This is a genomic window from Paenibacillus solani, from assembly GCF_050475945.1.
In the GTDB taxonomy this organism is placed as follows: domain Bacteria; phylum Bacillota; class Bacilli; order Paenibacillales; family Paenibacillaceae; genus Paenibacillus_AQ; species Paenibacillus_AQ solani_A.
This window is the reverse complement of the sequence record NZ_JBCMXJ010000005.1, coordinates 252,088-274,220: the sequence shown is the minus strand read 5'-3', so window position 1 is coordinate 274,220 and position 22,133 is coordinate 252,088. Positions and strand designations below refer to the sequence as shown.

The following is a 22,133-nucleotide window of genomic DNA, read 5'->3' as shown; positions in this document are numbered from 1 at the left end:
ACGGCACTAGCCCGATATTAGGTAGAATGAACCCATCAAGAGAAATAAGGGGGAACAAAAGGCAATGAAGAAGAGAAGAATATTTTTGCCGATTCTATTGGCCACCGCGATGTTAGCGCTTTCTGCATGCGGCGCGAAAGATGACGGCACAAACGGTTCCGCTGGAGAAGCTTCGAGTGGAAATCAACAAGTGAAATTGAAGTTCTATGCACAATACAGCGGAGAAAATACGGCTGTATACGATGCAGCCAAAGAAGAAATGAAAAAGATCATGCCTGAAGTGGATGTGGAATTCGAGGTTGCTGCACAGGACGATGAGCAGAAGATTAAAACGTATGCTGCCGGCGGCACTTTGCCTGACATTTTCTTCGCATCCTCGGGACTGATCGAAGCTCTCAAAAATTCGGACAATCTCTATACGATGGATAAGGCAGTGGAAGACAATAAAATCGAAGATCAGCTGAATGAAACCTCAAAAGCAATGCTCCGTCATGAAGACGGTCATATTTACGCAGTACCAAACGTTGGACAATGGTCATCCTTGATCTATTACAACAAGGAGTTGTTCGAGCAAAACGGCATTAAGGTTCCTGCTAACTATGATGAGTTCCTCGAAGCTGTAAAAGGATTCAGTGCCAAGGGAATTACCCCGCTGGCCTTGTTCGCCAAAGAAAAATGGCCAGGCGTGCAGCTGTATGATATGGCTGTTGTTGGCTCTGAACCAGCTGGTCTGACAAAGCTTGATGGCGGTGAAGGAACCTTCTCCGATGAGGCATATCGTCAAGGAGCTGAGAAGATTGCCGAATTGTCCAAAGCAGGAATGCTGTCCAAGAACGCGTTCAACACGACTTGGGATGATGCATTGGCCCAGTTTACCTCCGGAAAAGCGGCAATGGTGCTGAACGGTGCATGGGCAATGAGTGACATTGCGAAAGCGATGGGAGACAAGGCCGACATTTTGTACACGCCACTTGCGGATGCTGATAAAGTGGATCAGGTACAGTGGAACGTCAGCGGTGGCGGCTTTAACCAGGGCTTCTCTGTGTCGAAGAACTCCAAAAATGCTGAGGTTGCAGCTAAATATGCCGCATTGTTCTCGATCGAATTTGCGAAGCAGCGCGTTATTCATTTGGGCGACCCTAACCCGATCCTGAAGGAAAACCCTGAACCGTTAAATGGAATTTCCCCGCTCCAAGAAAAGTATAAGCAGGATTCTGCAAATTTCAAAACGATGACTACCTTCCCTTGGGGATTGGTTAATGCCAAATTCAAAACAGCGATTGAAGATAATGTTCAAAAGCTGATGCTGGATTACGACACCAATGCATTTATCGACACCATGAACAAATCTCTTGAACTGGCACGAAAATAATAGGTACGGTGACAGGGAGGTTATTCTGACAAAGAATAACCTCTTTGACTAAGGAGGTCCCATGTCAGAAAAATGGAAAAATAAAGTGGCTCTGCTGGTATTTACCGTACCCACACTACTCTTTTTTACGATCATTGTGTTTATACCTATCTTGCAAACCTTCCAGAAAAGCTTCTTTGATTGGGACGGCTTGAGCACTCCCGTATTTATCGGATTTGATAATTATCTCAGGCTCTTTGATGATCCTGATTTCTGGGTTTCTCTGAAAAACGGTCTGATCTTTGCGTTCGTACTAGTCGTTTATCAAATCGGGCTTGGAACGATTCTGGCTATTGTGCTGAGCAGCAAGGCTGTACGCGGCCGGAAATGGTTTAAGACCACCTTCTTTATTCCGGTTGTACTCTCCGGCGTCGTGGTATCACAGCTGTGGATTGCTATTTATAATCCGGAGGGGGGACTGCTTAACAGTATATTCGCAGCCCTCGGCATGGATTATCAGCAGGCCTGGCTGAGCGGGGAGCATACGTCTATTTGGGCCATTGCCTTCACAAACGCGTGGCAGAACATGGGTATCCTGCTTGTGCTGATCTATACAGCCATTAAATCGATACCTGAGCATCTGTATGAAGCTGCATTAATTGATGGCTCTTCGTTCTGGCACACTCATCGCAAAATAACGATACCCCTTTTGAGTGAAACTTATAAATTCGGCTTAATTATTGCAATTACCGGGGGTCTGAACGCCTTCCAAAACATGTTTGTCATGACGAATGGCGGACCAGGCAATATCTCGTACACCTTCACATTTATGATGTACAAAGCCGCATTCCGGTCTAACGAATATGGATATGGTTCAGCGGCAGCAGCCATTTTGGTTATTGAATGCTTGTTGTTCACGATCCTGATTAACAAATTCGTAGCCCGGGAAAAAATCAGCTATTAGATGGGAAGGATGACACAATGATTAAACGACTTACGAACGGAACCTTAAAATACGGTTCGCTCCTGTTGTACGTATTGGTCAGTCTGTACCCGTTGGTATGGCTGCTGTTCTATTCTTTTAAAAACAACGAGGAAATTTTCTCGACGAATGTATTCGGCATTCCGAAAGAGTGGCGCGTTGAAAACTATGTTAACGCCTTCCAATCATTCGATTTAATTATGTATTTCAAAAACAGTTTCATCGTATCCATCGGAACGGTAGTTTTAACAGTACTGCTTGGCTTGATGTTCTCCTACGCTTCAGCCCGGATGAAATGGGGACTGTCCAACGCGGCGCGAATATACATGACCGCAGGCATGTTCATTCCGATGCAAATTATTCTGATTCCGCTGTTAATGATCGTGCGCTCCATGCATTTGCAAAACAGCTATCTTGCGGTCATCGTTCCTTATGCAGCATTTCAGCTTTCATTTGCATGTATTATCTTCTATGCCTTCTTCCGGTCCTTGCCAAAAGAAATCGAAGAGTCGGCTGCGATTGACGGTGCCAACGTGTATCGGACCTTCTTCAGCATTATGGTACCGCTTGTCGTACCGGCCATTGCCTCGGTGAGCATCTTCGTATTCTTGTTCGCCTGGAATGAATTCTTGGTCGCACTTGTGATGATCAGTGATAATGCTCTAAAAACACTGCCGCTCGGTCTGCTCTATTTCCAGACGCAGTTCAGCTCCGATTGGGGGGCTATGGGCGCTGTAATGGTCTTGTCCACCGTACCGACCATCCTCGTATATCTGTTGTTCTCTGAACAGGTCGAGAACGCGTTAACCGTAAGTTCGGCAGTAAAAGGATAACTAGAGAAATCGGAATGGAGGATGTAAACAAATGGATTTTTCAGCAGGTGGTCGTATCATTTCCGTAACAGGCGGAGAGGGGAAATTCCAATACAAGGTAGAGCATCTATATTCAGATCAGGGCGTGGATTATATAAGATTCTCGAAGCATGCAAATAAAGCACACTATCCAGATCCGGTTACTCTGTCCTGGAAACACCCGGCTGTGGATATTCATGGATACTGGGATCCTACCGCTAACCGGGATAAAGGGCTTCGGATTGATTTCAGTGAGCCTTCAGCAAGCAAAGCGACTTTCTCTGCTCCGGTCTTCAGTCTTTATAACTCGGCTGGAGCTAACCGCTTGACCGTTGCATTGTCTGACGCACTTCGTCCAATGCAGTTTCGTGTAGGCATCCACGAAGAATCAGCCCAGTTTGAAGTGTGGATCAAGCTCTTTACGGAAGCAAGTCCACAGATGACAGACTATGAGGTTATCATGCGTGTTGATACACGGAATATGTTCTATGCGGAGAGTTTAAGGGAGGTCAGCGGATGGTGGGAAGGCTTGCCGGGATATACGCCATCCCATGTTCCAGAGGCAGCATATCAGCCGATGTATTCCACATGGTACAGCTTTCACCAGCAAGTCGATCCGGATGAGATTGAGCGCCAGTGTTTGCTTGCGAAAGAGCTCGGCTGTGAAACGGTCATCGTAGATGATGGTTGGCAAACAGCAAACGATGAGCGTGGATATGCGTTTTGCGGTGATTGGCAGGTTAGCCCTGAGCGGATAACGGATATGAAGCAATTCGTTGACCGTGTTCATCAACTGGGCATGAAATTTATGTTGTGGTACTCGGTGCCTTTTGTAGGTGTACATTCTCAAGCGTGGAAGAGATTTGAAGGGAAGTACATCAATACATATGGCGGGAAGGATACAGCGGTTCTTGATCCTCGTTTTCCAGAGGTGAGAGAATATCTGATTCATACGTATGAGCAGGCCTTGAACGTTTGGGGAATTGACGGGTTCAAATTGGATTTTGTCGACTCCTTCCTGTTATCCGAGGATATGAGATTTTCGGGCGGAGAAGGAAGAGATTATGATTCTGTACCTGAGGCAGTAGACCGTCTGCTTACTGATGTCATGGCCCGCTTGCGAGCGATTAAGCCTAATGTCATGATTGAGTTCCGTCAAAACTATATCGGTCCCTTGATGCGTAAATACGGTAATATGTTCCGGGTCGCGGACTGTCCAAACCATCACAATCAAAACCGGATCGGCTCGCTGGATATTCGCTTGCTTAGCGGGAACACAGCCGTTCATTCCGACATGATGATGTGGAATAAGGGAGACCTAGATGAGAATGTAGCTCTGCAGTTTATCCACTCGCTGTTCTCCGTGCCCCAAATATCGGTACGGCTGGATGAAATCCCGGAAACACATCAGCAGGTTGCTGCCTATTGGCTGGCTTTTTGGAAAGAGCATCGTTCACTTTTGCTGGAGGGTACGCTTCGTCCCATGTCCCCTGAGATGATGTATCCGATCGTATATGCCTATCACGACAACGATTGGCTGGCGGCAGTGTATGGCGAGAACTTCGTGGCCTCGATGGATCGCACAGTAAGTGGAAGTTATTGGTTGGTTAACGGCACGTCTCAAGATCGTCTGATCGTAAACTGGACAGAAGCTGCCAGCAATCTGCGAATGATCGTGAGGAATTGCTATGGCTTGACGGTAAAAGATGAGATTGTAACCATGAAGCAGGGTGCCCATGTTCTTGAGGTGCCGCCTTCTGGATTGATTGAAATGACACATGTGGCAGCGCAGGGATAAAAATCCGTGACCCCTATAAAGTTAGGGAGCCCACATATAATAAAGAAGGCAAGCGACAGTCTCATTTAGAGAAATTGCTTGTCTTCTTTGCCTTTAAAATAAGATGATCACAGGTTAAAGGAGTTTCTTGATTCGGATCGAATATACAGAATAGAGCGTCTCATGAAAGAGGGTGAACCGGCGTTATCCAAACAGATACATATCTGTATACACGGCGAATCGCATTTGCCACTGTATTAAGTGTGCGGGTTGAAGAGGACACTTGAATACAACAAAAAAGGAGTTAAGGCAAATGCGTATCGAAACAAAAAGATTGATCATTCGTGAGTTTGTACCGGGGGATTGGCAGGATGTTCTTCAATATACATCGGATCCTTTGGTAATGCATTACATGCCGGATCAGGTTTATACAGAAGAAACGGTGAAGCAATTCCTGAAGGACAATCAGGGTGATCAAGTCCGCAATTATGCGGTCGTGCTTCCTAATGAACAGCGAGTAATTGGTCATATCGTATTCTTCCCGTGGTTCGGAGAACATACGTATGAGATCGGTTGGATATTCAATTCCGCCTATCATGGTAAGGGGTATGCTACGGAAGCAGCGAGGGCCTTGCTTCAATATGGATTCGAGACTTTGGGTATACACCGGCTTATTGCCACATGCCAGCCTGAGAATACACCGTCGTACCGGGTGATGGAGAAGCTCGGCATGAGGCGAGAAGGCTATTTTAAAGAGTGTATCCCTCACGGGAATAGCTGGTGGGATGAATATTTCTACGCTATGCTAGCGTCGGAATGGCGAATGGCTTAGCACAGTTGTTTCAATCTGCGGCCAGCCTTGAGGCAGCTATGGGATCGATGGCTTGATCCATCAGACCGATGTTACACTGCAAGGCCGGGCAGGGAGCCTGATATTCTTAGCGGAATATCAGGCTTCTTGTTGTGCTGTCGATGAACAAGGAACTCAAGCGTGATAGAATGGGAGCAATCTCATACGAAGAGTAGATAGTGGAGGTGCAGCATGATACGGGATAACCCGGCTAGAGAGATACGAGTTAACAGAAAGCGCTTCTTCATTCGAGCCTTGCTGACACTGATTGGTATCGTTCTGATATATACTTTGTATGTTGGATGCACCATTTGGAATTATGCACAGCGAACGGTGAGTTTGCCGTCAGATGCAGCGATCGTGCTCGGCGCAGCCGTGTGGGACGAGAGACCTTCGCCTGTATTTCAGGGACGCATAGATCATGCCATATGGCTGTATGAGCAGGAGCTTGTGAATAAGCTGATTTTTACAGGGGGACGGGGATCGCAAGAGGAGCCTGCCGAATCTCAAGTAGCCCACCAATATGCCATCGCCCATGGTGTTCCTGAGAGTGACATCCTGATAGAGACCAAGTCGACAATCACCGAGCAGAATCTTTATTATGCTAAAGAGATCGGTGAGAAGGCAGGCTTATCTTCGTATCTTATCGTGAGTGACCCGCTGCATATGAAGAGGGCCATGATGATGGCAGAAGATATGAAGCTCCATGCGAACCCGTCCCCGGCAAGCGAAAGCGCGTACCGGAGTCTAAGAAGCAAAGTCCCTTTCTTGTTTAGGGAAGTCTTTTATTATATTGGTTATCAGCTTGTTTCCCCCTTTCGAAGTGATGTTTATTAATGGATCGGATCATGCTGTTCGTGAAGGAGTTTATCAAAAGACAGCTTAAGTTCATCCGTGATGGGACCCATTGGTAGACGAAGGGTGTCCGATGAGATAAGACCTTGCCTGGATAGGAGCCATTTGAGCGGCGCAGGGTTTGATTCTTCGAACAGCTTATAAATATAGGGTTTCAAAATTTCAAACAGCTTCAGGGCACGTGTATAATCTCTATGAAGCGCTAATTGATAAACTTGAATGTAAACCTCGGTATTCACATTGGCTGACGCCAATATTCCACCGGTTGCTCCATGACAGAGCATTTCATGAAAGTGGATATCATCTCCACAGAGTATTGGCTTGGTATCATAGGGTGCTAAGCTTCTTATAAGCTCGGTACCTGAAGTGCTGTCCTTCATTCCGATGACACCGGGGATGTCCATGATCCTTCTGATGGCATCGACAGGTAAGCGGATTCCCGTACGCGAAGGAACTTCATACATAATAACCGGTACCCCTACCTCGGCTACTTTTTGAAAATGTTGAAGGATGCCTTCAATCGAAGGGCGGCTGTAATAGGGTGTGACTACCATAACTGCATCTGCCCCGATCTGACCTGCCAGCTCCGTCCGTTTGATGCTGGAGACCGTATCGTTCGTACCCGTACCTATGATGAGCGGCAATTGCCGTTCGTCCAGACCTTTCCTCGTTTCCTTTACAATCTGAACGACTTCTTCCCATGCTACCGTTGGAGCTTCTGCGGTCGTCCCATTGATGACCAAGCCTTGAATATCATGTGTCAGTAAACTTTTCAAATAACGATGATAAGACAGAAAATCTAATTCGCCATCTTCTAAAAAAGGCGTGATCACCGGAACATAAATCCCCTGCAAATCCTGCTGATTCATCATGATCCTTCCTCCATTCTTGAGGTGTGAGATTACTTTATCATGGATTCGATAATCAACGTTATCTATAATAATAGATAATGATTATCAAAATAATTGATAAGGGGGAGGGCGATGGATCTCAATTACCTGCACACGTTCAGGGAAGTAGCTGCCCGCCAAAGCTTTACCAAAGCTGCTGAGGAGTTGGGTTATGCACAATCCAGCGTTACCACCCAGGTTCAGAAGCTGGAGATGGAATACGGTGTCAAGCTGTTTGAACGATATGGGCGAGGCCTGCGCCTGACGAAGTCCGGAGAAGAGCTGCTTAAGTATGCGATTCAAATTCTGGATCTGTACCAGCAATCGAAGGAAAAGCTGACGAAGCAAAGTGGAGGTACATTATCAATAGGCGCGATAGACTCACTGGCTGCTTATTTTCTCCCCTCGGTCATCCATCATCTAAGAGAAAAGCACGAGGATCTTACGATTCGCTTGCAACCGGATCGGGAAGATCGTATTGTGCATAAGGTGCGAGAGGGCGAGTACGATCTGGGTCTTATTTTGGATAATAAACCTCAAGACTCCTCCTTGAATTGGATCTCAATCCGCGAAGAACCTCTACTGTTGATTGCCCGTCCGGATCATCCGCTGCTTGCAAAGCCCGTCATAGAGCTGGAGCATCTGACTGATGTTGAATGGATTATGACCGAGGATAGCTGTAATTACCGTTTGATGCTGGAAAAGGTGCTTCGTGCGAGCGGAGTTCCTCTGCGAATAGGGCTCGAACTAGGCAACCCCGAGGCAATCAAAAGATATGTGATGTCCGGAACAGGCATTTCTCTATTGCCGAGGATGGTTGCAGAGGAGGAAATCAAGCGGGGTGAGCTGGCGATTCTTCCCTTTACCCACCCTGACATTCGACTAGACATTCAAATGGCGGTTCATCCCAAAAAGTGGCTGTCCAACTCGCTGCGGGATGCGATTGAACTATTGAAATCAGAAGCTTGAATTTCGGTGTGTGGTGTGTGTAATGATATTGCATTTAAAGAAAAGATTAAGTATGATTCTTTTATAATATATAGGTTTATGTGTAACTGGCGTAACATGGGGAACCATGAGGGAGCACATCGATGACAACGGCCGTACGCCTGGGCAGAGGTAAGGGAAGATTATTTCCCTTGCCTCTTTATGATTTCCATGCTTTTATTCGTCTTTTGAAACTATGAAAAGGGGTTATGAACACGATGTTGAAAGCGAAAAAAATACTGCTGCTAGGATCTGGAGAACTAGGGAAGGAAGTCGTGATTGAGGCCCAAAGACTGGGTGTTGAAACTGTGGCCGTTGATCGTTATGCCGATGCGCCTGCCATGCATGTTGCCGATCAAAGCCATGTCATCGATATGCTGGATGGAGCCAAGCTGCGTGAAATTATTGAGCAGGAAAAGCCCGATCTGATCGTACCCGAGATCGAGGCGCTGGCTACATCAGAACTCGTGGAGCTGGAGGAAGAGGGATATCGGGTTATTCCTACCGCCAGAGCAGCGAAGCTGACGATGGATCGTGAAGGGATTCGCCGGCTTGCCTCAGAGAAATTGGAACTGCCGACTGCGGGCTATCAGTTTGCCGATACGTATGAGGAGTTTAAACAGGCTGTTGAGGAAATGGGTTATCCGTGTGTTATTAAACCTTTGATGAGCTCTTCCGGCAAAGGTCAGAGCGTATGCCGCTCAGCAGCGGATATCGAATCCTGCTGGAATCTTGCGATGGAAGGCGGGCGCGTTCAGAACGGAAGAGTGATCATTGAGGAATTCATTACGTTCCAGTCAGAGATTACGCTGTTAACCGTACGCTCAATTAATGGTACGAGCTTCTGTGCGCCTATCGGACATATTCAAGAGGGTGGAGACTATATCGAATCCTGGCAGCCCCATGATATGTCGGAAGCGCAGATCCAGGAAGCTAAACGGATTGCAAAAACGATTACCGACGAGCTTGGAGGGTATGGCTTGTTCGGGGTTGAACTGTTTCTGACTGAGGATAAAGTATATTTTAGTGAAGTGTCACCCCGCCCGCATGATACAGGGTTGGTAACGCTAGTTACGCAAAATTTATCCGAATTCGCTCTTCATGTCCGTGCTATTCTAGGATTTCCAATTCCAGAGATCGAATTGATCACGCCAGGTGCCAGCCGTCCGTTGAAAGCAGCGCATGAGCTGGAGAATTACACGATTACCGGAGCGGAACAAGCGCTGGCTGTTCCGAATACGCAGCTGCGTATTTTTGGAAAGCCGGTAACGAAGGTCGGAAGACGCGTAGCCGTCGCTCTGTCCACTGCCGACAGCATTGAAGAAGCTCGTTTGCGCGCGAAGCTGGCGTTGGATAAGCTCACTGTTGAAGAAGCGTAAACGCGGCAGCGCAGTTGCTTAGATCGAAGCCATAAATAAGGTCAGCCGGATACATCGGCGGGCCTTTTTTTATGATTCGCTACCATGTTACCGTGCTGAAAATAAAAGTGGGGAATTTTGCAGCTGTTCATGATAAGATACACAAGAAAACAAACGATGGAGATTCTGTATCTGTACATAAAGACAGAACTTTAAATGCCAGTTATAGACTGGCTATGGTTAAATATAGAAAACGTTGACGATATAGGAGAATTTACATGAGAGACATGACACAAGGTAATCCGATCAAGCTGATCATCATGTTTACGATCCCGCTTTTGATCGGGAATATTTTTCAGCAATTTTACAATATGGCTGACACGCTAATCGTAGGTCGCACTATAGGCGTGAACGCCCTTGCAGCCGTCGGTTCGACGGGCAGTATTTTGTTTTTTGTTATTGGTTTTGCCCAAGGTCTGACAGCTGGTTTGTCCATTATTACAGCCCAGCGCTTCGGCGCGAAGGATATTGCCGGTGTTCGAAAAAGCGTAGGCACAAGCATGTGGATTAGCCTGGTATTCACAATTTTCCTCACCATTGTGAGTGTAATATTTACGAGGCCTGTCCTCGTCATGATGAACACACCGGCAGAAATCTTGGATGATGCTTATTCGTATTTAATCGTCATTAACTGGGGTGTTGGCGCAGCCGTCTTGTTCAACTTACTGGCGAACTTGCTAAGAGCACTTGGCGATAGCCGGACGCCGCTGCTCTTCCTGATTGTGGCGAGCATTCTGAACATCGTGCTTGATTTATTATTTATTCTCGTATTTAAAATGGGGGTAGCCGGAGCGGGATTGGCAACGGTCATATCACAGTTGTTCTCTTGCCTTCTCTGTTTGATCTACATTCACAAAAAGGTACCCCTCTTGCAGTTTAAGAATGCTGATTGGTCCATCGACTGGAAATTTATTCGCCAGCATATGTGGGTTGGCTTTCCAATGGGCTTCCAGGCTTCCATCATTGCGATTGGTGCCATTATTCTGCAGATTACCCTGAATGGTCTCGGGGCTACAGCCGTAGCCGCCTATACTGCGGCCCAGAAGATTGATATGCTCGCTACGCAGCCGATGAGTTCTTTTGGCATCACGATGGCGACGTTCACAGCCCAGAACTTCGGAGCCAAGCGAATGGATCGGATCAAACTCGGAGTTAAACAATGTATTTGGGTATCAGGATCGTTCAGCATCGTCATTGGATTGTTGGTCATATTCGCGGGTCCGCTAGCTGTCAGCCTCTTCGTCGGCCAAGGACAGGAGGAATTGCTCTCTCTAAGCCGCCTGTATTTCTATTCGAACGGCAGCACTTACTTGCTTCTGTCGCTGCTGTTCATTTACCGCTTCACGCTGCAGGGGCTGGGACAGAGCTTGATCCCAACCGTTGCCGGCATTATGGAATTAATCATGAGGGTACTGGCTGCCATCTTCCTGACCGCTAGAATCGGATTTCTCGGAGCGAGCCTGGCCAACCCGCTTGCTTGGCTGGGAGCCGTGATCCCGCTAGGAATTGCCTACTATCTGAGCATTAAGAGATTGAGCACCCCAGCAAAACCTGTCTCCATACCTGTTCAGGCATAAGGAGAAGAAACACATCCGACTTCAGAACGAATCACGACTCCAAGAACAGATATTCCTCTGTTTTGAAAGAGCCGTGCATTCGTTCTTTTTTTAATCGGCTTCTTAACGTAAAAGTGCTTCTTTCCAAAATTTGAAGTGGCGAGGTAAGATCACAATAGATTCTTTAGTTAGCTATTGAACAAGAAAAAAAGCAGGAGGGGTCGCTTTGTATAAAGTGCTGTTAGTGGATGATGAAGCGGATGTGAGAGAGGGGCTTGCACTGGAAATTCAATGGGAAGCATGCGGATTTATGATCGAGGGAACGGCCGAGAATGGAAGAGAGGCCATGGAGCTTGCTGAACGATTGGAGCCCGATGTTGTCATTACCGATATCAGCATGCCTTTCCAGGATGGGCTGCAGTTGGCTTCATGGCTTAGGGAGCATCAACCCCTATGTAAAATTGTAATCTTAACCGGATATGATGAATTTGATTACGCCCGCCAAGCGATTACGCTCAGCGTGGATGAGTATCTGCTTAAGCCATTCTCAGCTGAGCATTTCATGGAGCTGTTGCGGAAAATCAAAGACAAGATCGATATGGAAGTGGCGGAGCGTGAAGACGTTCGTCTGCTAAAGGAACATTATCGCACAAGCCTGCCCTTGCTTCGGGAATCGTTTCTTGCGTCGCTGCTCACTCGCAAAATGCCCTGGTCCATCATTGAAGAAAAAACTCGAAACTATGGACTACTATTGAATGGAGGCTGCTACTTGACGGCGGTAATGGCTTTATACCCGGCAGCCCAGGATAAGGAGAAGACGTCTTCAAGCTCACTACGACATTCGGGTGATTTGGATTTGATGCTCCACGCCATGTTGAACATCGCGAAAGAGGTTGTGGATCTCCAGTATTTTGGAAGCGCATTCATATATCAAGACAGTATTGTTCTTTTGATGACGAATGATGGCTGCGACGATGAAGCATGGTTTAGTAACCTGCAAGTAATGTTAGACCGTTTATTAAAAAGTATTCTTCACTATTTGAAGCTGTCGGTTACGATTGGGGTGGGCTCAAAGGTCCGGACGCTGTCTAATCTCAAGCAGTCCTATCAGGACGCGCTGCTGGCGCTCGACTACCGCCTCATTCTCGGCGCTGAAAAAGTCATCTTTATCGATGACGTGGAAAGTCCGAGGAAGGAAGGGCTACAGCTGGATGAACTGAAGGAGCAGGCTCTGATCCGGAATCTCAAGCTTGGAACAGCAGAAGAATTAAACGATGCTATCTCGAACATATTTGATGAGCTAAATGGTGCTTCCTACACCATTCAAGAAGTTCAGGTCTATGTTCTTGAAGTGGTAACAGCTGTTCTTCGGACAGCGAAAGCATCCGGGATCGAGATGGAGGAATTATTCGGTGCGGGATTTCAGCTGCATGCTGCGATCTTCAAGTTTTCTACTTTACAGGAGGCTGAAATTTGGCTTCAGGACATTAGTCTGACCATTCGCAAGCATATCTCCAGCTCGAGGCAGCATGCCTACAAAGATATTGTGGAGAAGGCACTCCAATATACACGGGAGCACTACGGTGACCCGGATATTTCCCTACAGAAGGTGTGCATGCAGCTTCATATCAGTACTGGCTATTTTAGCGGCGTGTTTAAAAGAGAGTTGAAAATGACCTACGTTCATTATTTGTTACTTCTACGAATGGAAACGGCCAAAGAGCTTTTGCGATCTACCGATTTGAAGGCTTTCGAAATCGCTGAGCGTGTCGGATACGCCGATCCGAATTATTTCAGCTTCTGCTTCAAGAAGCAGGTCGGCGTTTCACCTAAGGAATACCGGTCGCAAGCGAGGGGGTAAAGCATCGGTGAAAATCACCTATACGAAGCGATACTCGATCAAGCCGATCATTCACCGATGGGCTCTGCGATTTCGCGCACATAGCATTCAATCCATCATTATGTGGTCCTTCTCGATCTTTATTCTATTCATTGTGATCGTGGTTGCCATTCTTCTTTTCAATAAATTCTCTCGATCAGCAGAGCAAAGCGTCTTCCTGAATGCCCAGCAAATCGTGGATCAGGTAAGCTATAATCTTGAGGATTATGTGGACGGGATGGCGCAGTTGTATCGGGCAATTGAGGAAAATATGCTGGCAGACGGGCAGTGGAACGATGAGGAAATTACGAAACAGCTGGATACCATCATGCGCAGCCGTGATGATATCGTCTCGATCGCTTTATTTAATGAACAGGGCCAAATGCTGAGGAACCATCCGGCTATTCCGGTCAAGCCCAGCGCCAAGGTAACGGAACAGAGCTGGTTTCACTCGGCCATGAGAGTCTCCGACCATCTGAGTTTCTCCCTGCCCCATGTTCAGAATTTATACGACCAAACATTTAAATGGGTCGTCACGATGAGCAAAGGCATTATGGTCGTTCATGACGGGGAGCCGATGTACGTCATTCTGCTGGTGGATATCAACTTCAAAAAGATCGACGAGCTCAGCAGCCGCATCAGTTTGGGGAAGCGCGGATATGCGTACATCATCGACGAAGGAGCGGGAAATATCGTGTACCATCCACAGCAGCAATTAATCTACATGGGACTTCGAAATGAGAGCGTTGAGCGGGCGCTAACCTCCTCGGAGAGTTACATCGATGAATCGGATGGGGTCAAGCGGCTTAATACAGTCAAATCGGTCGTCAACATAGGCTGGAAAATCGTTGGCGTATCCTATTTGGATGAGATCATGACCACAAGAGAAGAGGTCAACCGTTATTTGGTCCGGGTGGTTGCCATTGTCCTGGTACTGGCCATCGCGGTATCCCTGATTCTTTCGGCCATGCTCACCCGGCCCATCCGCCGCATGGGCAGAACGATGAAAGCCGTGGAACGGGGTGATTTCGACGTGGAGCTCCCGTTGCAGGGACCTCTGGAAGTAGTGCAGCTGTCCAGTCGTTTCAATCTGATGCTGAATAAGATCAGGCAGCTCATGAAACAGATTATGAAGGAGCAGGAATCGAAACGTAAATACGAGCTGGAAGCCTTGCAGGCCCAGATCAACCCACATTTTTTGTACAACACCCTGAATTCGGTTGTTCGTATGGCAGGAATGAGCAAAAAGGAGGAGGTCATTACGATGATTACTTCCTTGTCTAAGCTGTTTCGCTTGAGCTTGAGTAAAGGGAAGACGACGATAAGCGTTCGGGAAGAGCTGGAGCACGCACGGCATTATTTGACCATACAACAGATGAGATATAAACAGAAATTCGATTTTGCGATCGAAGCGGATGAAGCCGCGCTATCTTGTTATACCCTCAAGCTGGTGCTTCAGCCCTTAATCGAGAATGCCATTGTACACGGCATCGAGTATATAGTGGATCAGGGTCATATTCACATTGGAGCAGCTGTAAACGGCGAATTGTTGGAAATGACGGTTACGGATAACGGGGTTGGGATGACGCCCGAGATGGTTGAAGGAATCCTGGATGCTAAAGAGACGCCTCATAACCCGGCTCAATTTATCAATACGGCCGGTTCCGGCGTGGCCGTTCGAAATGTTCATGACCGGATTCGTCTGTATTACGGTAAACGGTACGGGCTGGAATTCGTGAGCGAGCAGGAGGAGGGCACTACCGTTCGCATACGGATTCCGCTCATTCAAGATATGGACGAGGAGGAACGCGAGCATGATTAGAACTTTTCGGCCGAAACAGTTACCGATTGGTCCTATGGGCTGTATCGCTGTGCTTGTCGCAGTCCTGATCCTCTTAACATCGTGTTCAACCGATAAGGACCCGGATGTGGAGCCCGAGCTTCAACATATTGCCCTTGTGGCTCCCGTACACGCCGAAGAACAGGGGGATGCGATCCGTTTAGGCGCCGAGGCGGCCGCCAAGGAATACGGATTGGCGCTCGATTATGTTTTCCTGGAGCCTAGCGACGATGAGGCGGAGCAGCTGCAGGCCGCATTGAAGATGTTGGAGAAGGGCACCTCCGCGATCTTGATCGACCCGGCGTCGGAGGCTGTGCTTCAGGAATTAGGCGATAAGGCAGCGGCAGCGGGTACCCCCGTGATTGCATTGAATGATGAACGAATGACCACAGGCATCTTATCCGCTATTGCGATCAATAATGAAGCTGCCGGACATAAAGCGGGCGAGCAGCTGGCCGACTTGATTAAAGGTCGGGGTACAGTTGCCATCCTGCGTTCCGACAGGGAGGACCCCGACTTAATCGCCCGTGAAGAGGGAGCCAAACGGGCATGGTCAGAGATCGGTCGAATTGAAATAGCGGACGGTGCCGCATGCGGTAAACGTGAGGATGCATGCTGGCAGGCAGCTAAACAATTGCTGGAAGGCAGCTCTATCGATGGGATATTGGCACTTGATATTCAGGCATCATTAGGAGCCGCCAAGGAGGTCGCTAGGCGTAAAGAGCAGGGAAAGATCAAGATTGTCACGTTCGGCAGCGATCTGGAGCAGCTGCAGCTTCTACAAGATGGTGTCATTCACAAGCTGGTGGTACAGAACGGGTTCAGCACGGGCTATCTGGGAGTAGAACAGGCCGTGAAAGTATTGGATGGTTCCAGGTATGATGAACCGATCGTACTCGAAACCAAGGTGATTGATGCTGATAACATGTTCTGGATGGATAATCAGAAGGTATTATTTCCCTTTGTGAAATGACTTTTCTCAAAAGCTAAAGTGATGAGGATTTTGATAGAAAGCATGAGGATTTTGAATTCGAATGTTCTAACCATTGCGGCATAATAACCGTAGACAGTGTGATGCGGCCATGGTCTGCCGTACCGATCACTGAATACCGAATGAAACAGGGAGGTCAACCCAGGTGAAGAAAAAATGGTTGTTTGTCCTTATGGCAAGCATGATGCTGACCACGGCGGCATGCAGTAACGGGAGCAGCAGTTCAACCGGTGGTGACAGCAAGGGAAGTGAAGCAGCGGGTGGCAGTACGCCTCAAGTTGGCGTTGCGATTTACAAATTCGACGATACCTTTATGACAGGTGTTCGAAATGCGATGTCTGACGCGGCAAATGGCTTGGCCAAGCTGGATATCGTGGATAGCCAAAATGCTCAGCCTACACAGAATGAGAAAATCGATCTGTTTATTTCGAAAAAATACAGCTCTATGATCATCAATCCTGTGGATCGCACGGCCGCCGGCGTCATTATCGATAAGGCCAAGACGGCAAATATGCCGGTTGTCTTCTTGAACCGGGAACCGATGGCTGAAGATATGAACAAATGGGATAAGGTGTACTACGTGGGAGCGAAAGCAGAGGAATCCGGGACGATCTCGGGTCAGCTCATCGTCGATTATTGGAAGGCTAATCCGAAGGCGGATAAAAACGGGGATGGCAAGCTTCAGTACGTGCTGCTGCAGGGCGAGCCGGGCCATCAGGATGCGGAACTGCGAACCAAATTTTCTGTCCAGGCCATTCAAGATGCCGGCATTGAAGTGGAAGCTCTCGCCGTGGATACCGCGATGTGGGATCGCGTGAAAGGTCAGGAGAAGATGCAGACCTTCCTCGCATCTCATGGCGATAAGATTGAAGCGGTTCTCGCCAACAATGACGATATGGCGCTTGGAGCCATTGAGGCATTGAAGGCAGCAGGCTACTACAGCGGTGACAAATATATGCCGGTCGTAGGTGTTGATGCAACAGCCCCTGCTATTCAGGCGCTTGAAGACGGCACGCTTCTTGGAACCGTGCTTAATGATGCCAAGAGTCAAGGCAAAGCTTCCGTAGCGATTGCTGCGGCGCTATCCAAAGGGGAAACGCCAAACAAGGATAATACCGGCTTTGATATTACCGATGGCAAATATGTGTGGATCGCTTACAAAAAAATAACGAAGGACAATATCGCCGACGCGAAATAATGTCTTGGTTATATGAAGGGGCAGCGGCTATTCATACCGTTGTCCCTTTATATTGGCTTTTGTTGGACCGGAAAGCGAAGGAGGAATCCAAATTGGCAGAACCGTACGTATTGGAGATGAGGAATATATCGAAGTCATTTCCAGGTGTTCAGGCGTTGGACAACGTAACATTCAAGGTAAGACCTGGAACGGTGCATGCGCTCATGGGCGAGAATGGGGCAGGCAAATCTACACTGATGAAATGTTTATTCGGGATATATAAGCCTGATGAGGGCGACATTTACCTAAACGGGAGCAATGTAACGATCAACAGCTCCAAGAATGCATTAGATCACGGAATATCCATGATTCATCAGGAGCTTCACCCCGTACCGCACCGCAGTGTGATGGAGAATATCTGGCTTGGAAGATTCCCTATGATGGGTTTTTGGCCTTTGAAATTCGTGAACGAGAAGAGGATGGCAGAGAACACGCTCCGCCTGTTCCACGAGCTCGATATTGATATTGATCCTCGCGCCAGAACGGGAGCTCTGTCTGTATCTAAGATTCAATCGCTTGAGATTGTCAAAGCGGTCTCCTATCACTCCAAGGTGATTGTGATGGACGAACCGACCTCATCTCTGACGGGCAATGAGGTGGAGCATCTGTTCAGCATCATGAACAGGCTGCGATCACAAGGTGTGTCGATCGTCTATATTTCGCACAAAATGGAAGAAATTTTACGAATATCCGATGATGTAACCATCATGCGTGATGGCAAATACGTGGGAACCTGGCAGGCAGGAGAATTGACGACCGATTTGATCATAACCCGTATGGTGGGGCGGGAATTGACGGAGCGGTATCCTGAACGGACGAACATTCCGGGCGATATTTGGATGCAGGTTCGCCAATTGAGTTCCACCAACCCAAAATCGTTTCAGAACGTATCCTTCGAGTTGAAAAAGGGCGAGATTCTGGGCATTGGCGGGCTTGTTGGCGCTCAGCGAACGGAATTGGTTGAGGCTATCTTCGGGTTACGTCCGGTGGCCTCTGGAACCATATCAATTAACGGAAAACCGGTGAAAATCAAGTCGCCTTCCGATGCGAAGAAAAACAACATGGCACTACTGACGGAGGAGCGTAGAGTCACCGGCATATTCCCGGTACTCTCTGTCTATGAGAATACGGTCATTGCCAATCTTCGGAGGTATCAGAACTTCGCGTTTCTGCTGAATGAACGCAGAGGCATCGAGGATGCTCGAAAGAATGTGGAGAAGTTGAGAACCAAGACGCCATCAGTAAATACCCAGATTAGAAATTTGTCTGGCGGCAACCAGCAGAAGGTATTGCTGGCAAGGTGGCTGCTTACGGAGCCTGATATCCTGCTTCTGGATGAGCCGACACGTGGAATTGATGTCGGGGCCAAGTTCGAGATTTATTCCATTATCATGCAGTTAGCCAAGCAAGGGAAGAGCATCATAATGATTTCCTCCGAAATGCCAGAGCTGCTCGGAATGTCCGACCGAATCATGGTGATGAGTGAAGGGCGAATGACCGGAATTCTTGACAGGAATCAAGCAAATGAAGAGGAAATCATGCGGCTAGCTGCCCAGCAGCGATCAGTTGATCCAGGAGGGGAAATCGATGAATACACCATCCATCGTAAAGGTTAAAGATTATTTAGCGCAGCGCGCCATATTCGTAGTATTGATATTACTCGTCATTGGGATTGCCGTAGCAGACCCCAATTTTCTGGCCTTCTCCACTTTGCGGGATATACTGCAGCAATCTTCTACAAGATTAATTATCGCGCTTGGCGCGGCATTCATTCTGATTACGGGAGGGGTGGATCTTTCCGCCGGACGCGTCGTTGGATTAACTGCGGTTGTATCGGCCTCGATGCTGCAAACGGAGGTATACGCGAACCGCTTCTTCCCGGATTTGCCTGAGGTATGGGTTATGATGCCGATGATAATCGGGGTATTAGCAGGGCTTATCGTTGGCTTAATCAATGGTTTTATCGTCGCAAAGCTCCATGTGCCGCCCTTTATTGCGACGCTCGGAACGATGGTCGGGATCTACGGCGTCAATTCAATCTATTTTGATATGGAGCCGAATCAATCCCAGCCGATTGGCGGTTTAAGACCTGATTTTACCGTGTGGGGGAGCGGCTATATCGATTTCGGCGGCGGCTACTCACTTCCATACATCGTCATCATTGCTATCTTTGTTGCATTCATCTGTTGGGTCATCTTTAATAAGACTCGGCTCGGTAAAAATATGTATGCTATCGGCGGGAATGTGCAAGCTGCTCATGTCTCGGGTATTAATGTCGCCCGAAACCTCATAGCGATCTACGCCATCTCGGGTGCATTGTACGGCATCGCTGGTGTGCTGGAAGCTGCCAGAACTGGGGGCGCGACGAACAACTACGGCAACATGTATGAACTTGATGCAATTGCCGCGTGTGTGGTAGGTGGTGTATCCACTGCAGGAGGCATCGGTACCGTTCCCGGTGTCATGGCCGGTGTACTCATATTCGGTGTGATCAACTACGGTTTAACTTTTATCGGGGTCAGTCCGTATTGGCAATTGATCATTAAAGGGCTTATTATTGTAGCTGCAGTGGCATTTGATATTCGCAAATATATGGTAAAAAAATAAGAAGTGACCTGGCCGCAGGAGCATATCCTTCGGCTTTTCCTTTCAATTAGGAGGGATGCCTTTGTGATAATGTGCAGGGATATTGGAATTACGGTGGCTGTTCAGTTCTGCAGGCCCATGATATTTAGAGGGGCCTTTTTCGGCATGTCCTCACAGATTCTTCACAAGTTTTAGTTACAATTAAACCCTATGTTAAAGTGGGTGTATGTCAATGAAGAATGCGATAAGGAGGACCTGAATGAAGACCATACTAATCGTGGATGATGAGCCCAATATTCGGGAAGTTCTTGTATCCTATATGAACAAAGAAAATTATCTGACACTGGAGGCGGGGAGCGGCTCTGAAGCGTTAGACACTTTGCGGCACCGTACGGTGGATTTGGTTATTCTGGATCTCATGCTGCCGGATTTGGATGGTGAACAGGTGTGCCGGGACATACGAACGTTCAGCTCGGTACCGATCATTATGCTGACCGCCAAAGTGGCACAGAGCAGCAGGATTGATGGATTGACCAGCGGTGCTGATGACTACATCGTGAAGCCGTTTGACCCTCGGGAAGTTGTGGCGAGAGTGAAAGCCGTTATGAGAAGAGGGGATGATCATCAGCTGCTGGCCGACGTGATTACATATCAGCAAGGCGCGCTTGTTATTCATTCGTTAAAACATGAAGTTACTTGCCATGGACAGATCGTGAATTTGACGCCAAGTGAATATAAACTTCTGCTTCTGCTGGCCAAGTACCCTCAGCGGAATTTTTCTCGTGAAGAACTGGTCGAGCGGGTACTAGGCTATGATTTTATTGGCGACAATCGCATTATTGATCAGCATATCAAGAATTTGAGGCAGAAGATTGAAGTGGATCCTAAAGCGCCCAAGTTTATTATTACCGTCTACGGATTCGGATACCGCTTTGGGGGTGACGGAGCGTGAAGCATCGGCTAGACCTTAAGCTGGCTGCCATTATCGTTAGCATCACGGCAGGGATTCTGATTGTCTTTACCGTCATCAACATCATAACCAATCATTATCATATCACCATGTTTCAGCAGCAATCTGCCGGGCAGCATGGAATGGAACAGCTGAACTTTCACTTGGAGCAGGCACTAATGCAGTCCATTATTTTGACATGTCTGCTAGCTATTGCTGTTGCTTGCATTATCGGAATATATGTAGCCAAAAAGATATCCGCTCCTTTGGTGCAGATGAAGAAAGCAGCAGAGAAAATGACGCAGGGGGATCTGGATATCCGTGTCAACACGAGGGGTTATGACGAAATTGAAGGGCTGGGGTCTTCGCTGAATGAGCTGGCTGTGCAGCTGCAGAAACAGGAACAGCTGCGACGCAACATGACACAAGATATCGCTCATGAACTGCGCACGCCGCTTACCACTTTAAAGAGTCACACCCGCGCACTTGAGGATGGGGTATGGGAGCCAACCGCTCAGCGATTTCGAACTTGTCTTGAAGAAATCGACCGGTTGATTCAACTTGTGACCGAACTTGAAGATCTTCATGATATGGAATCTCCTGAGTTCCAGTTATCCCGAACGGATCAAGATTTGGGACAGATCTTAGAGAGGGCCATCAATCTATCAATCGCGATGTATCATGAGAAACAAGTGGATCTGCAATATAGCAGCAGCGGTGTATCGATTATAGCCAACATTGATGCTGACAGGATGCTACAAGTATTAATCAATGTGCTAAGTAACGCGCTGCTTCATACGCCAGAGGGTGGGGAAGTACATGCGGAGCTCTTAGACGAAGGGACAAATGCGCTTATCAGGATCAAAGACTCAGGAAGAGGTATCTCCTCTTCTGATTTGCCGTATATATTCGAGAGACTGTACCGGGGTGATAAATCAAGGAACCGGTTAAGCGGAGGCAGCGGCATGGGACTTGCTATCGTGAAACAGCTCGTATCCAAACATGACGGTCAGGTATGGGCCGAGAGCGGTGGGGACAATGGCGGAAGCTGCTTCTATATCCGAATTCCCAAGAATGGGTGATTAGAATGATAATTATGAGGTATATCTATTAAGATGCATAAGTATGATTTCT

At 47.7% G+C, this 22,133-nt stretch carries 18 protein-coding genes and 1 riboswitch; of the genes, 17 read left to right on the top strand and 1 reads right to left on the bottom strand.

Annotated features, from left to right (window positions below; genetic code table 11):
• Positions 1–64: 64 nt before the first annotated feature.
• The 6 genes from ABEQ74_RS02945 (at position 65) to ABEQ74_RS02920 (ending at position 6,648) form a co-directional block, all read left to right on the top strand.
• Positions 65–1,372: an ABC transporter substrate-binding protein gene (locus tag ABEQ74_RS02945; RefSeq protein ID WP_430119270.1), complete on the top strand. Its 1,308-nt coding sequence runs from the start codon at positions 65–67 to the stop codon at positions 1,370–1,372.
• 61 nt (positions 1,373–1,433) lie between these two features.
• Complete coding sequence (locus tag ABEQ74_RS02940; RefSeq protein ID WP_430119268.1) at positions 1,434–2,315, top strand: carbohydrate ABC transporter permease; 882 nt, start codon at positions 1,434–1,436, stop codon at positions 2,313–2,315.
• Between the two features lie 17 nt (positions 2,316–2,332).
• Positions 2,333–3,166, top strand: a complete 834-nt coding sequence (locus tag ABEQ74_RS02935) for a carbohydrate ABC transporter permease (protein ID WP_430119266.1) — start codon at positions 2,333–2,335, stop codon at positions 3,164–3,166.
• A 31-nt stretch (positions 3,167–3,197) separates the two neighbouring features.
• Positions 3,198–4,982: a glycoside hydrolase family 36 protein gene (locus ABEQ74_RS02930; RefSeq protein ID WP_430119264.1), complete on the top strand. Its 1,785-nt coding sequence runs from the start codon at positions 3,198–3,200 to the stop codon at positions 4,980–4,982.
• A gap of 292 nt (positions 4,983–5,274) precedes the next feature.
• On the top strand, positions 5,275–5,793 hold the full coding sequence (locus tag ABEQ74_RS02925) for a GNAT family N-acetyltransferase (RefSeq protein WP_430119262.1): 519 nt from the start codon (positions 5,275–5,277) through the stop codon (positions 5,791–5,793).
• A gap of 210 nt (positions 5,794–6,003) precedes the next feature.
• Positions 6,004–6,648 (top strand): YdcF family protein, encoded by a 645-nt coding sequence (locus ABEQ74_RS02920; RefSeq protein WP_430119260.1) that lies wholly within the window; start codon positions 6,004–6,006, stop codon positions 6,646–6,648.
• Here ABEQ74_RS02920 and dapA read toward each other — a convergent pair.
• Positions 6,645–7,538 (bottom strand): 4-hydroxy-tetrahydrodipicolinate synthase, encoded by an 894-nt coding sequence (gene dapA / locus ABEQ74_RS02915; protein WP_430119258.1) that lies wholly within the window; start codon positions 7,536–7,538, stop codon positions 6,645–6,647. The two genes, ABEQ74_RS02920 and dapA, sit on opposite strands and share 4 nt — an antisense overlap.
• 111 nt (positions 7,539–7,649) lie before the next feature.
• Between dapA and ABEQ74_RS02910 the strand changes: the two genes are divergently transcribed.
• From ABEQ74_RS02910 to ABEQ74_RS02860, 11 genes are all read left to right on the top strand, one after another.
• A complete protein-coding gene (locus ABEQ74_RS02910; RefSeq protein ID WP_430119256.1) occupies positions 7,650–8,525 on the top strand; it encodes a LysR family transcriptional regulator in 876 nt (291 codons plus the stop codon).
• Positions 8,526–8,597: 72 nt separating this feature from the next.
• Positions 8,598–8,678: riboswitch (ZMP/ZTP riboswitch) on the top strand.
• A gap of 83 nt (positions 8,679–8,761) precedes the next feature.
• Positions 8,762–9,922 (top strand): phosphoribosylglycinamide formyltransferase 2, encoded by a 1,161-nt coding sequence (purT, locus tag ABEQ74_RS02905; protein ID WP_430119254.1) that lies wholly within the window; start codon positions 8,762–8,764, stop codon positions 9,920–9,922.
• A gap of 257 nt (positions 9,923–10,179) precedes the next feature.
• A complete protein-coding gene (locus ABEQ74_RS02900) occupies positions 10,180–11,538 on the top strand; it encodes an MATE family efflux transporter (RefSeq protein ID WP_430119252.1) in 1,359 nt (452 codons plus the stop codon).
• A 205-nt stretch (positions 11,539–11,743) separates the two neighbouring features.
• Positions 11,744–13,378 carry a response regulator gene (locus ABEQ74_RS02895; RefSeq protein WP_430119250.1) on the top strand — a complete coding sequence of 545 codons (1,635 nt, stop codon included), beginning with the start codon at positions 11,744–11,746 and terminating at the stop codon, positions 13,376–13,378.
• A 7-nt stretch (positions 13,379–13,385) separates the two neighbouring features.
• Positions 13,386–15,218, top strand: a complete 1,833-nt coding sequence (locus ABEQ74_RS02890; RefSeq protein ID WP_430119249.1) for a cache domain-containing sensor histidine kinase — start codon at positions 13,386–13,388, stop codon at positions 15,216–15,218.
• The gene (locus tag ABEQ74_RS02885; RefSeq protein WP_430119247.1) at positions 15,211–16,209 is read left to right on the top strand and encodes a substrate-binding domain-containing protein; all 999 of its coding nucleotides are present in this window, start codon (positions 15,211–15,213) and stop codon (positions 16,207–16,209) included. The genes ABEQ74_RS02890 and ABEQ74_RS02885 overlap by 8 nt, the downstream gene beginning before the upstream one ends.
• A gap of 190 nt (positions 16,210–16,399) precedes the next feature.
• Positions 16,400–17,425, top strand: coding sequence for a galactose ABC transporter substrate-binding protein (locus ABEQ74_RS02880; RefSeq protein WP_430120884.1), 1,026 nt, complete (start codon positions 16,400–16,402; stop codon positions 17,423–17,425).
• 116 nt (positions 17,426–17,541) lie between these two features.
• On the top strand, positions 17,542–19,080 hold the full coding sequence (locus tag ABEQ74_RS02875) for a sugar ABC transporter ATP-binding protein (protein ID WP_430120882.1): 1,539 nt from the start codon (positions 17,542–17,544) through the stop codon (positions 19,078–19,080).
• Positions 19,052–20,071: a galactose/methyl galactoside ABC transporter permease MglC gene (gene mglC / locus ABEQ74_RS02870; protein ID WP_430119245.1), complete on the top strand. Its 1,020-nt coding sequence runs from the start codon at positions 19,052–19,054 to the stop codon at positions 20,069–20,071. The genes ABEQ74_RS02875 and mglC overlap by 29 nt, the downstream gene beginning before the upstream one ends.
• A 238-nt stretch (positions 20,072–20,309) precedes the next feature.
• Positions 20,310–21,002 (top strand): response regulator, encoded by a 693-nt coding sequence (locus tag ABEQ74_RS02865; protein WP_430119243.1) that lies wholly within the window; start codon positions 20,310–20,312, stop codon positions 21,000–21,002.
• Positions 20,999–22,081: a sensor histidine kinase gene (locus tag ABEQ74_RS02860; protein ID WP_430119241.1), complete on the top strand. Its 1,083-nt coding sequence runs from the start codon at positions 20,999–21,001 to the stop codon at positions 22,079–22,081. The genes ABEQ74_RS02865 and ABEQ74_RS02860 overlap by 4 nt, the downstream gene beginning before the upstream one ends.
• The last annotated feature ends 52 nt before the right edge of the window (positions 22,082–22,133 follow it).

Excerpts from the sequence above, each read along its gene's own strand:
- ABEQ74_RS02945 (WP_430119270.1), top strand. The coding sequence starts at position 65 with ATGAAGAAGAGAAGAATATTTTTGCCGATTCTATTGGCCACCGCGATG.
- ABEQ74_RS02940 (WP_430119268.1), top strand. The coding sequence starts at position 1,434 with ATGTCAGAAAAATGGAAAAATAAAGTGGCTCTGCTGGTATTTACCGTA.
- ABEQ74_RS02935 (WP_430119266.1), top strand. The coding sequence starts at position 2,333 with ATGATTAAACGACTTACGAACGGAACCTTAAAATACGGTTCGCTCCTG.
- ABEQ74_RS02930 (WP_430119264.1), top strand. The coding sequence starts at position 3,198 with ATGGATTTTTCAGCAGGTGGTCGTATCATTTCCGTAACAGGCGGAGAG.
- ABEQ74_RS02925 (WP_430119262.1), top strand. The coding sequence starts at position 5,275 with ATGCGTATCGAAACAAAAAGATTGATCATTCGTGAGTTTGTACCGGGG.
- ABEQ74_RS02920 (WP_430119260.1), top strand. The coding sequence starts at position 6,004 with ATGATACGGGATAACCCGGCTAGAGAGATACGAGTTAACAGAAAGCGC.
- dapA (WP_430119258.1), bottom strand. The coding sequence starts at position 7,538 with ATGATGAATCAGCAGGATTTGCAGGGGATTTATGTTCCGGTGATCACG.
- ABEQ74_RS02910 (WP_430119256.1), top strand. The coding sequence starts at position 7,650 with ATGGATCTCAATTACCTGCACACGTTCAGGGAAGTAGCTGCCCGCCAA.
- purT (WP_430119254.1), top strand. The coding sequence starts at position 8,762 with ATGTTGAAAGCGAAAAAAATACTGCTGCTAGGATCTGGAGAACTAGGG.
- ABEQ74_RS02900 (WP_430119252.1), top strand. The coding sequence starts at position 10,180 with ATGAGAGACATGACACAAGGTAATCCGATCAAGCTGATCATCATGTTT.
- ABEQ74_RS02885 (WP_430119247.1), top strand. The coding sequence starts at position 15,211 with ATGATTAGAACTTTTCGGCCGAAACAGTTACCGATTGGTCCTATGGGC.
- ABEQ74_RS02880 (WP_430120884.1), top strand. The coding sequence starts at position 16,400 with ATGGCAAGCATGATGCTGACCACGGCGGCATGCAGTAACGGGAGCAGC.
- ABEQ74_RS02875 (WP_430120882.1), top strand. The coding sequence starts at position 17,542 with ATGAGGAATATATCGAAGTCATTTCCAGGTGTTCAGGCGTTGGACAAC.
- mglC (WP_430119245.1), top strand. The coding sequence starts at position 19,052 with ATGAATACACCATCCATCGTAAAGGTTAAAGATTATTTAGCGCAGCGC.
- ABEQ74_RS02865 (WP_430119243.1), top strand. The coding sequence starts at position 20,310 with ATGAAGACCATACTAATCGTGGATGATGAGCCCAATATTCGGGAAGTT.